The sequence below is a fragment of the Citrobacter sp. W9 genome, from assembly GCF_026719375.1.
Lineage (GTDB): Bacteria > Pseudomonadota > Gammaproteobacteria > Enterobacterales > Enterobacteriaceae > Citrobacter > Citrobacter werkmanii.
Genome location: NZ_JAPPTE010000005.1, coordinates 277,232 through 290,789, shown reverse-complemented (window position 1 = coordinate 290,789; position 13,558 = coordinate 277,232). Strand labels below are relative to the sequence as shown.

Below are 13,558 nucleotides of genomic sequence, written 5' to 3'. Positions count from 1 at the left end.
CGTGGCGGCGCCGGTGATCGCCCTGAGCGACGACACCGGCACGGCGGGGGATAACCAGACTAACGACGCCACGCCGGGCTTCACTGTCAGCACCGATCCGGACGCGTTCAGCGTGATGGTGAGCATCGACGGCGGTAAGCCGGTGGCGGCGACGAAGACCGCGGACGGGCAGTGGCATATTGACAGCACCGCGCTGGCCGACGGCGACCACACCATCGTGGCCACTGTCACCGACCTCGCCGGCAACACCGCGGACTCGGCCACCCTGACCTTTACGGTGGACACCACGCTGTCGGTGCCGACCATCGATCTGGCGGATGCGTCAGACAGCGGCAGCCTCAACAGCGACAACATCACGAACGACACCACGCCGGCGTTCACGCTGGGCAGTATCGATGCGGATGTGACGAAGGTGCAGGTCATTATCAACGGCACCGCCTATGACGCCGTGAAGGCTGAGGGCAAGTGGACCTTTACCGCCCCGGAACTGGCGGACGGGGACTACAGCGTCACGGTGCAGGTGACCGATGACGCGGGGAACGTGCAGACCTCCACGGCGCTGGCTGTGACGGTGGACACCCGCGTGGCGGCGCCGGTGATCGCCCTGAGCGACGACACCGGTACGGCGGGGGATAACCAGACCAACGACACCACCCCGGGCTTTGCCATCATCACGGAGAACGACGCCGTCAGCGTGATGGTGAGCATTGACGGCGGCACCCCGGTGGCGGCGACGAAGGACGCGGACGGGCAGTGGCATATTGACAGCACCGCGCTGGCCGACGGCGATCACTCCATTGTGGCCACCGTCACCGACCTCGCCGGCAACACCGCAACGTCCTCACTGACCTTCACCGTCGACACCACGCTGTCGGTGCCGACCATCGATCTGGCGGATGCGTCAGACAGCGGCAGCAGCAACAGCGACAACATCACGAACGACACCACGCCGGCGTTCACGCTGGGCAGTATCGACGCGGATGTGACGAAGGTGCAGGTTCTTATCAACGGCACCGCCTATGACGCCGTGCAGTCTGAGGGCAAGTGGACCTTTACCGCCCCGGAGCTGGCGGACGGCGACTACAGCGTCACCGTGCAGGTCACCGATGACGCGGGGAACGTGCAGACCTCCACGGCGCTGGCTGTGACGGTGGACACCCGCGTGGCGGCGCCGGTGATCGCCCTGAGTGACGACACCGGCACGGCAGGGGATAACCAGACTAACGACACCACGCCGGGCTTTGCCATTGCCACGGATAACGACGCCGTCAGCGTGATGGTGAGCATTGACGGCGGCACCCCGGTGGCGGCGACGAAGGACGCGGACGGGCAGTGGCATATTGACAGTAGCGCGCTGGCCGACGGCGACCACACCATCGTGGCCACCGTCACCGACCTCGCCGGTAACACCGCAACGTCCTCACTGACCTTCACCGTCGACACCACGCTGTCGGTGCCGACCATCGATCTGGCGGATGCGTCAGACAGCGGCAGCAGCAACAGCGACAACATCACCCGCGACACCACCCCGGCCTTCACGCTGGGCAGTATTGATGCCGACGTGACGAAGGTGCAGGTTCTTATCAACGGCACCGCCTATGACGCCGTGCAGTCAGAGGGCAAGTGGACCTTTACCGCCCCGGAACTGGCGGACGGCGACTACAGCGTCACGGTGCAGGTGACTGACGACGCGGGGAACGTGCAGACCTCCACGGCGCTGGCTGTGACGGTGGACACCACCGTGGCGGCGCCGGTGATCGCCCTGAGCGACGACACCGGCACGGCGGGGGATAACCAGACTAACGACGCCACGCCGGGCTTCACTGTCAGCACCGATCCGGACGCGTTCAGCGTGATGGTGAGCATCGACGGCGGTAAGCCGGTGGCGGCGACGAAGACCGCCGACGGGCAGTGGCATATTGACAGTACCGCGCTGGCCGACGGCGACCACACCATCGTGGCCACCGTCACCGACCTGGCCGGCAACACCTCGGACTCGGCCACCCTGACCTTTACGGTGGACACCACGCTGTCGGTGCCGACCATCGACCTGGCGGATGCGTCAGACAGCGGCAGCAGCAACAGCGACAACATCACCCGCGACACCACGCCGGCGTTCACGCTGGGCAGTATTGATGCGGACGTGACGAAGGTGCAGGTCATTATCAACGGCACCGCCTATGACGCCGTGAAGGCTGAGGGCAAGTGGACCTTTACCGCCCCGGAACTGGCGGACGGCGACTACAGCATCACCGTGCAGGTCACCGACGACGCGGGGAACGTGCAGACCTCCACCGCGCTGGCTGTGACGGTGGACACCACCGTGGCGGCGCCGGTGATCGCCCTGAGCGACGACACCGGTACCCCCGGCGACAACCAGACTAACGACGCTACCCCGGGCTTTACCATCACCACGGAGAACGACGCCGTCAGCGTGATGGTGAGCATCGACGGCGGTAAGCCGGTGGCGGCGACGAAGACCGCCGACGGGCAGTGGCATATTGACAGCACCGCGCTGGCCGACGGCGACCACACCATCGTGGCCACCGTCACCGATCTGGCGGGCAACACCGCGGACTCGGCCATCCTGACCTTTACGGTGGACACCACGCTGTCGGTGCCGACCATCGATCTGGCGGATGCGTCAGACAGCGGCAGCCTCAACAGCGACAACATCACGAACGACACCACGCCAGCCTTTACGCTGGGGAATATCGATGCGGATGTGACGAAGGTGCAGGTTCTTATCAACGGCACCGCCTATGACGCCGTGAAGGCTGAGGGCAAGTGGACCTTTACCGCCCCGGAACTGGCGGACGGCGACTACAGCATCAGCGTGCAGGTGACCGATGACGCCGGCAACACCGCGACCTCGGCGGCGCTGGCTATCACGGTGGATACAGAGGTTCTGCCAGTCAATATTGTGCTGGATAAGACGTCTGACACGGGAGAGAGCTCGACAGATAATTATACTGCGGACACAACACCGACGTTTAAGTTCAGCAATATTCCGGACGATGTCGCCACTATTACCCTGACGTTGAGCACCGGGCAGCACTACACAATAGATCTGAGCAAGAGTACTTCTTTCACCCTACCTGATGAGTTGCAAGATGGCAGTTACACTGCAACTGTGACGGTGACTGACGTGGCAGGTAACAGTGCTGACAGTAAGATTAGCTTTACTATCGATACCATTGTCGATAAACCGACAGTCGAACTTGCGACGGTATCTGATTCGGGTGACAGCCAGACCGATGGGCTGACTAATGAGACGAAGCCGCAATTCCAGATTAGTGGCGTGGATACTGATGACGTCAATACGATTACGATAGCGATTGTGAGTAGCGATGGCAGCTATAAAGATAGTTGGACACTGGACAGTGAAACCTACGAAAGCGGAGCCTGGGCCTGTCCGGTTGCGCTGGACGATGGGCAATATACGATAACGGTCACGGTTGAAGACATGGCGGGTAATCAGAGCACCTCTGACGCTGCCATGTTTGAAATAGATACTGTCACTCACATCGACTCTATCGTGCTTCTGGATGATACCGGTTCAAGCACCACCGATAACCAAACCAATGTGAATACACCTGAGTTTGCGATCGGCGTGCCGGATGATGTCACGCATGTCAGCATAATGATTGATGGTAAAGCGGCTGGTGAAGCTTCTAAGCAGACCGATGGAAAGTGGCATTTTTCCACCGCGGTGCTCGCCGATGGAGCACATACTGTGTCGGTTACCGTAACAGATGAAGCGGGTAATACCAGTAATAAAGATCTCAATTTTACGGTTGATACGACCCTTTCTGTGCCGACGCTGCAGCTTTCAAGCGATAGCGATACGGGGCACAGTGATTCAGATAATGTCACTCAGGATGTGCGCCCAACGTTTGTGATCGGCAATATCGATAGCGACGTTGTCAGCGTTTCACTGACGATTAACGGTCAGACATGGCCTATTACGGTTGAAAATGGCAGTGCTACCTTTACCGTTCCCGCCGATCTGCCGGATGGGGTTTGGCAGGCCCAATTGACGGTTGTTGATGATGCAGGTAATGAAAAGACGACCTCACTCTCCGTGACCATTGACACCTCCACCAGCGTGGACGGTATTACTCTGCAAAGTGATACCGGCGTGCAAAACGACTGGATGACCAACGATTCCACCCCAACGTTTGCGATCACCGCGCCTGCTGATGCGCATGCTGTCACTGTCAGCATAGGCTCACTGACTCAGGATGCCATTTTCCAGGAAGGGAAGTGGGTGGTGACTCTGCCATCTGCCCTTGCGGACGGTGAATATACGCTTACGGTGACCGTTACGGATGACGCAGGCAATACGGCGAATCGCGCGCAAACATTCACCATTGACACCACCCTGGAGCCGCTCACCGTCAAGATGATGGCGGCGGATGACAGTGGTGTGGTAGGCGACAATGTTACCAACGATACAAAACCTACGTTTGAACTAGGCAATGTGCCGGCAGATGTTTACAGCATCGAAGTGACGCTGAACGGCGCGACGACAACCATTAAGAAACAAGCGGATGGCAGTTGGACCTATACTCCAGAAACCGCCCTTGTTGAAGGGAAATATACGCTGGATGTACGCGTTACTGATGAAGCAGGAAACCAAAGAACGTCGACATATGATTTCACCGTGGATACCTCGGTGGATATTAATTCCATCACTCTGACGACAGATACCGGGGATTCGTCCTCCGATGGCATCACGAATGCTGCCCAACCGATATTTAACGTCACCACCTCTGATGATGTCGTCAGCCTGACGGCAACGATTAACGGTCTTGCCTGTACCGTGGTGAAAAATGCCAACGGTGACTGGACCGTCACCTCGCCGATACTCTCTGTCGCTGGAGATTACACGCTGACCGTTACCGTTGAAGATGCTGCAGGGAACACCACCAGCGACACGAAAACGATCACCTTTGATAACCAGCTTTCCGTACCGACTATTGCGTTCGACGCGGGTGATGACACGGGTTATGACGCTACCGATCATTTGACGAGTAACAATAAGCCCACGTTCCTGATAAGCAACATGGACAGCGACGTGACGCATGCCGTCATTACGCTTGATGGGGTGCCGATTACGCTGACGCAGGATGGCAGCGGTAACTGGAGCTTTACGCCTCCATCGGCACTTTCGGATGGCAATCATAAAATGATCCTGGAAGTGCAGGATCGGGCGGGAAATACCTCAACGCAGACCTTCTCCTTTACAGTAGATACTACATTATCGACGCCAACTATCGATCTCAGCAGCTCATCCGACTCGGGTGATAGCGACGACGATAATCTGACGTCGAAAACGCAGCCCGAATTTGTTATCAACAATGTTGATAGTGATATCTATTCAGTTATCGTCACCCTGAAAGGTGTCGACTATGACGTCACCAAAAATGCCGACGGCGAGTGGGTATTCCAGGCTCCTAAACTGGCCGATGGGGACTATACGATAACGGTCACGGCAACCGATAAAGCGGGGAACGAACGGACGTCCGATCTCGATTTTACCATTGATACCACGGTGGCAATCGATCAGATTACCATGTCTGATGATACCGGTTTTTCTTCGGATGACCATTTAACGAACGATACCATCCCAAGCTTTGATATTAGCGTTGCCGCAGATGTTACGCATGTCTCGGTGGCACTGGACGGCGGTGATGCTCAGACGCTGACGAAAACCAATGGCAAGTGGACCTACACCGCCAGCTCGGCGTTGTCCGATGGTGAGCATTCGATTGTCGTCAACGTGATGGATAAAGCGGGCAACACAACCCAGGAAACTTTCACCTTTACTATCGATACAACGCTTACACCTGTGACGGTGGATCTTAAAGACGAGGACGACAGCGGCAGTAGTTCCGCCGATAATTACACTAACAATACCCAGCCGACGTTTGAGTTTGGTTCGCTGGATAAAGATGTTTATAGTCTGACGGTGAACCTGAACGGCAAAGATATTCCTGTGGATTTGACCAGTCAGCCGGTGAGTTTTACGCCGGATGAAGCGCTGGCAGACGGCACTTACACCTTAATTGCCACTGTGACGGATAACGCCGGAAATACCAAAGAAACTCCGCTGACCTTCACCATTGATACGCAAACGTCGGTATCGGTGGACTTTGTCGTCGGTGACGACACGGGCTATTCCGACAGCGATAACATAACGAAGAGCAATGCCCCTGAATTTGAAATCAGCGTTCCGGCGGATGTGGAGTCGGTGAGCGTAACCCTCAACGGCACGGTGACTTCGTTGACGAAGGATGAGTCCGGCCGCTGGATCTACTCGGCTCCGGCACTGGCAGATGGCAACTACACTCTCGACGTTTCAGTAGTGGATAAAGCGGGTAACACCGCCAGCACCGAACTCAAATTTGTCGTGGATACCACCCTTAGCACGCCAACAATCGATTTAGCGGCTGCAAGTGATACGGGGACCTTGTCAAACGATCACCTAACCAACGATACGACGCCATATTTCACGCTCGATAATATCGATAGCGACGCTTATAGCGTCACTGTCACTATCAACAATAAAACCTATAACGCGACGGAAAAGAATGGAGTATGGGGCTTGCAGTTACCCGATGCTGATGCCCTCCCGGATGGAACTTATACCGCAACTGTTAAGGTTGAAGATGATGCAGGCAATACCAAATCATCCTCAATGAGCTTTACCGTTGATACCATTTGCTCGGCACCGGTTCTGGCGCTGGATAATGGCAGCAACAGCGGCAGCACTGATGATAACATCACCAACGTGACGAAACCGGTTATCAGTATCAGCGGCGTACCTGCCGATATCGCCAGTATAACGGTAACTCTTGGTGACACGACGCTGTCACTGGATCCGTCGACAACGAGCTGGCAGGTACCGCAAAGCCTGGCGGATGGCGCATATAGCGTGGTCGTGACCTTTACGGATAATGCGGGTAACAGCGCATCGACAACCTATAACTTTACCGTTGATACGGTGGTTGACTCTCCTGCCGTGCTGCTGCTGGATGATACCGGGCAGAATACCACCGATAACCTGACTAACGTCTCAGTGCCGCGTATCCAGATTAGCGCGGCGGAGGAACTCACCTCCGTCACCGTCACGCTCAATGGGCACACGCAGACGCTGGAGAAAAACGCCCAGGGCGAGTGGATTTATACCGCTGACATGCTAGCGGATGGTACTTACACCGCAACCGTGGAGATGGTCGATGTCGCGGGCAACCACCAGACAGAGACCCTGACTTTTACGATTGACACTCAGATCCCGCAGCCAACCATTTCGATGGATAGCGCCAGTGATTCTGGCGATAGCTCAAGTGATTCGTTAACCAATGATACGCAGCCGACGTTCATAGTTTCCGGCGTGCCGGACGATGTTGATACCGTGTTTGTTGTTATAAACGGTGCGAAATATACGGCGACACAAAATGAAGCTGGGGAATGGACGGTTACCTCAGCCAATCTGGCGGATGGTAACTACACCGCAGAAGTGACCGTTACGGATAAAGCCGGTAATACCGCTGAAAGCAGCATGAATTTTACCATCGACACACACGTTGCGCTGTCGGTGGAGCTGCTGGCCTCTTCTGATACAGGCTCTTCGCAGACGGATAAAATCACCAAAGATACGTCACCTACGTTCGGCGGTCTGACGGACAAAGACGCAACGCTGGTGGTGACCGTGCTGGATGAGAGCGGTAATGCGATTCAGACCCAAACGATCTCTCCTGCCTCGGACGGGACCTGGTCTATTACGCTGGGTGATTTGACTGATGGCAACTATACCATCTCGGTTACCGCGACCGATAAGGCCGGAAACACCCAGGCAAGCAACATTGATTTTGTTATCGATACAGTGGTTAACGCGCCGGGTGTTGCATTGAGCGAGTCCGATCCCGGGAATAACCATGAAGCCTTAAGTCTGGCGCCAGAATTCAGCGGTACTGCGGAAGCAGGATCGACGCTGGTGATAAGTATTGATGGCGTTACTGTCGCCAGTGTAGTGGCGGACAGCAACGGAACATGGTCATGGACGCCGCCGAGCGCCATTAACTCTGGCGATCATATTATTAGCGTCGTCGCGACCGACAAAGCGGGTAACGTCTCTGACGCCACTAACTTCGCCTTTATCATTCCGCTGATCGACGTCGATCCACCGACACTGCAGCTACAAACCGCATCGGATAGCGGTTCCATTGGTGACTTTGTCACTAATGATACGACGCCATCAATTACCGGGACATCGCTGCCGGGCAGCACCGTGACGATTTATGTTAACGGTGAGGTGGTTGGTACCGCGGCAACGGACTCAACCGGACGCTACAACTTTAACCTGCCAGAAATGGCTGAAGGGACCTACAGCATAGAGGTGAGCATCATTAACCCGAACAACGGGGAGGAGGTAAAATCTGACCCTGCAAGTCTGGTCATTGACACGCATGTGGTTCCTCTTGACTGGGATATTAACGGATTAAACGATGAAGGGTATCTGAACACCAATACCCCGGTAGTGAGCGGAATCTCTGAAGCCGGCGCGCATATCAAGGTGATGATTGACGGTCGTGTAGTGGTGGAAACGGTCGCCGCCAGTGATGGTAAATGGCTGGCATCGATTACAAACATTGGCGCTGACGGAGAGCATGAGATTAGCTTCTCGGTAACAGATGTGGCGGGTAACACAGAAACCTTCGGCCCGGAGAGTTTTGTTCTCGATACCTATATTGCGCCACTGACCGTTGATTTACGCGATACGGATGATACCGGCACCAGCGATACCGACAACATCACCCAAAAAACCAGCGTTCACCTTGACGGTACCGCAGAAGCGGGCTCAACCGTTACGATCGCCAATACGCAGGGCGAGATTCTGGCTACCATTGCCGTGGAGAGCGATGGTGCATGGAGTACGGAAATTACGCTGCAGGAGGGGATGCAAACCTTTGTGGTGACTTCCACCGATGCTGCTGGCAATACCGTCTCCAAAAATATCGATATTACCCGCGATACGCAAAATAGCATCACTGACGTAGTCCTGAGTCGTGATTCCAACAGTGCGGACACGCTGGACGCCATCACCAAAGTGACTACGCCAACCCTGACGGCAGTCACCGATCCTAATGCGACGGTTGATGTTTATGTCAATGGCAAAAAAGTTGCCACGGTAACCGCCGATGCGGCAGGGACAGTGAGCTGGACGATGCCGGAAAGCGCCGACGGTTCTTATGATATTAAAATGGTGTCGACGGATGCGGCAGGCAATACCGCAACCAGTGCAACGACTACCGTTGTTATTGATACCGTGGTTGACAATTTTAGCGTCGATACGCTGCCGGACCTGACCAATAGTAAAGCGCTGAGTGTCACAGGTACCGGTGAAAGCGGCGCTACGATTACCGTCTATTTGAATGGTGTCGCGGCAGGCCAGGTTACCGTAGCGGCTGATGGCAGTTGGACGGTACCGCTGATCCTCAATGATGATGGCGAGTACAGCCTGACGGTACAGATCACGGATGTGGCCGGAAACAGCCAGACCAGCGATCCGTTTGTCTTCACGCTGGATAGCCATACCGATTATCCGACCATCAACCTGGATGACGCATCTAACTCAGGCTCGCTGGATGACAACATAACCAGCGACAATACGCCTGCCTTCCATGGTACGGGAGAGCCGGGGGCGACGATTTCTATTCTGGTGGATGAAAAAACGGTCGCAACGGTAACGGCGGATGCCGAAGGCAACTGGACGTGGCAATACCCGACTACATTGGCTGACGGTGAATATTCCATCCGCGTAGTGGCGGAAGATACGGCGGGCAATACCGCAGAGTCGGCACGCATTCTGGTTACGGTCGATACCAGCACCTGGATTGAGCTGGATAAAATGAATCCTGATGGTGGCCTCTACTCTAACGATTATGTTACCGCCCGAACGACGCCGACGTTCCAGATCAACGGTGAAACGGGTCAGCCCGTCAAGGTTTATATTGATGGTAAGTATGTGGAAACCATCACGATCTCCGGGCGAAATTATCAATATACCGTTCCGCAAGCGCTGGACGACGGTAGCCATACCATCCGCTTTGATATTGCCGATGCCGCCGGCAATACGGCCTCCACTGGCGATCAGAAGTTCACGATCGATACGGTTAACGATACTCCCGTCACGCTGGACAATATTAACGGAGAGAGCGTCGCTGACCACACCGTTGATGGTACGATTTACATCAATGATATTTCTGCAGGTATTAAGCTGAGCGGTATGGCTGAGGCTAACAGCTATGTCACTGTCAAAATTAATGGAATGACCGTTAGCAACGTCTGGGCAGACGGTACAGGAAAATGGAGCGTAAACGTTAATCCTATGTTGCTTAGCGATGCGACATGGACCGTCCAGGTGAGTTCAGAAGACCGCGCGGGGAACGACAGTACCGTCTCAACCTTCACGATAGTGATTGATACCTCCATCAGCCAGTTCACCGCCAACGTGCAGGACGACAAAGACAGTTCGGCCGATAAATGGGTAGTTAACAACCGCACGCCTGTCTTTAATGGCGTCGGTGAGGCGGGGGCTACTGTCACCCTGATGGTGGCAGGGATGGTGGTGGCTACCACCACAGTTGCCGCCGATGGCACCTGGAGCATCAAGGCCAGCGCGTTGCCTGAAGGGACCAGCAACTTAACCTTCACCATTAAAGATACTGCCGGCAATACCCAAACCATTAACCATGACATTCTGGTCGATAGCGTTGCGCCAAATACGCCAACGGTAGAGATCTCTTCCTGGAACGAAGAGGGGAACCTGTGGATCCTCTCAGGCAAGGCGGAAGCGGGAACGACCATTGTTATCAAGGATGAGTCCGGCAACGTTATCACCACAGTTAATGTCAACAGCTCCGGCAGTTGGAGTACCGCGATTAACTATCCTGATGGCGGTAAAGTCAGCATTCAGGCAGAGGATTCTGCCACCAATATCAGCGTGCCTGTCGACCTTGATGTGATGTTCACGACGCCAGCCGTGGCGCTGGATGTAACCTCAGACGGTGGTGCGCTGGGCGACAACCTGACCAATGACTCAACCCCGACGCTGGTTTTGAGTAACATCGAGAAGGATGTCGTTGCGGTGAGCGTAACGATTGATGGAACGACGGTGCAGGCAACGAAGATCAGCGATGGCGTCTGGACCGTAACATGGGGAACTCCGCTAAGTGACGGCGAATGTGACGTTCAGGTGAGCGCAACGGATGCGGCAGGAAATACCGCAACGCAATCCTTTAGCTTTACTATTGATACTGTGCTCAGCGCGCCGGTCATCGCCATGGATGCGGCAAGCGATACTAGCACGGTGGGCGATAACATCACGCAAACCGTTAAACCGACGTTTGTCGTGACTAACGTTGACGCTGATGTGACGAAGGTAGAGGTGACCTTAAACGGCAATACGCAAACCCTGACCAAAGACGCTTTGGGTAACTGGATCTATACGCCGGAAACCCCGCTGGCAGACGGTAACTGGACCGTTGAGGTGAAAGTAACCGATGCGGCAGGGAATACTAAGCAGTCCAGCCTGGATTTCACCGTCGACACTAGTATCAGTACGCCGACGGTGGCTCTTGATGCCAGCAGCGATACCGGTGATGTCGGTGACAACCTGACGAATGAGACGACGCCAACCTTTATCCTGAGCAATATTGACCCGGATGTTACTTCGGTGATGGTGACGCTGAATGGCGAAACGCACAGCGCAACCAAAGATGAGCAGGGTAACTGGACGTATACGCCGGAAACTGCGCTGTCAGACGGTAGTTGGACCCTGAAGGTGAAAGTCACGGATGGCGCAGGTAACACTGCGGAATCTTCACTGGATTTCACCATTGACAGTACGCTAAGCACACCAACAGTAATGATGGATACGGACAGTGACACCGCAACGGCAGGGGATAATATCACCAGGGATACGACGCCAACCTTTATCCTGAGTAATATCGACCCGGACGTCACGTCGGTGATGGTGACGCTGAACGGTGAAACGCACAGCGCAACCAAGGATGAGCAGGGTAACTGGACGTATACGCCGGACACCCCGCTGGCGGACGGCAGCGGAACGTTAGTGGTGACCGTGACCGATGCGGCGGGCAATAGCGCGGATGCGTCCCTGGATTACACCATCGACACCACTATCAGCACGCCGACGATCGCCCTGGATGCGGGCAGCGATAGTGGTACGGTGGGTGATAATCTGACGAAGGATACGACGCCAACCTTTATCCTGAGTAATATCGACCCGGACGCCACGTCAGTGATGGTGACGCTGAACGGTGAAACGCACAGCGCAACCAAGGATGAGCAGGGTAACTGGACGTATACGCCGGACACCCCGCTGGCGGACGGCAGCGGAACGTTAGTGGTGACCGTGACCGATGCGGCGGGTAATAGCACGGATGCGTCCCTGGATTACACCATCGACACCACGGTCAGCACGCCGACAGTTTCCCTGGATGCGGGCAGCGATAGCGGTGCCTCAGGGGACAACATTACTAAGGACGACACCCCAACGTTTATCCTGAGTAACATCGATCCTGATGCAACTACCGTAACGGTGACCATAAACGGCGAAACCCACAGCGCCACGCAGGATGAATCAGGCCACTGGATCTGGACACCTGAAGAGGCGCTGGCTGAAGGCACCTGGACGTTGGTGGTGAATGTCAGCGATGCGGCAGGTAATACCGCCAGCCAGTCGGTTGAGTTCACGGTCGATACCCATGTCGATAATTTTGATGTGACTTTCGATGGTACGAGTAGCCAGGAAGAAACGTGGCAGACCGATGAGTCAACCTTATCGTTTAGCGGGCATGGCGAAGCGGGAGCCCTGGTTAGCGTTTCACTGGATAATGGCGATGTGCTGACGGCAAACGTGGATAAAGACGGTAACTGGAATCTCCAGCTTGAGGATGTGGCGCAGGGCGAGCATCAGCTTACCTTCACCATTACCGACGTGGCGGATAACACCAGCACCGTGACGCACGATGTGGATGTTGGAACCGATGACCCGGTGTCGCTACGCAGCAGTCTGTACAGTAGCGAGCAGGACACCTGGGATACCATAGAAGTGGAGTCGTCGCATCCGGTCTTTGAGTTCAACCTGGACGCCAGCATTACCCATGCCAGCGTTGAACTGGACGGTGTCACGCATCCGCTGGTGCCTTCGCCGTCTGGCTCTACGCAGTTCGACGTGCCTGTGGCGCTGGAGGATGGCCCACATTCTCTGGTGTTGCGCACGCAGGACAGTGCCGGGAATAGCGAACGTCAGGATATCGCCTTTACGGTGGATACCAGTAGCCGCAGCGTCGTTGCAGGCATGGACGACGCCCGCAGCGATGAAAGTGACGCGCCGCATTCTGCAGCGGATCAATCCTCTTCGCATGAAGCAGCCAGCTTCGCGGCACAAGTGATGAGCATTAGCCAGAGCGTCGAAGATAATCAGGACGATCAGCAACATCACCATCAATAAATAACCGTTTCC

The 13,558-nt window shown here is 55.6% G+C and carries 1 protein-coding gene; it reads left to right on the top strand.

Going from position 1 to position 13,558, the window contains the following annotated elements; genetic code table 11:
- The first annotated feature begins 13 nt into the window (after window positions 1–13).
- Window positions 14–13,546, top strand: coding sequence for an Ig-like domain-containing protein (locus OOJ59_RS10895; protein WP_268063389.1), 13,533 nt, complete (start codon window positions 14–16; stop codon window positions 13,544–13,546).
- Window positions 13,547–13,558 lie beyond the last annotated feature (12 nt).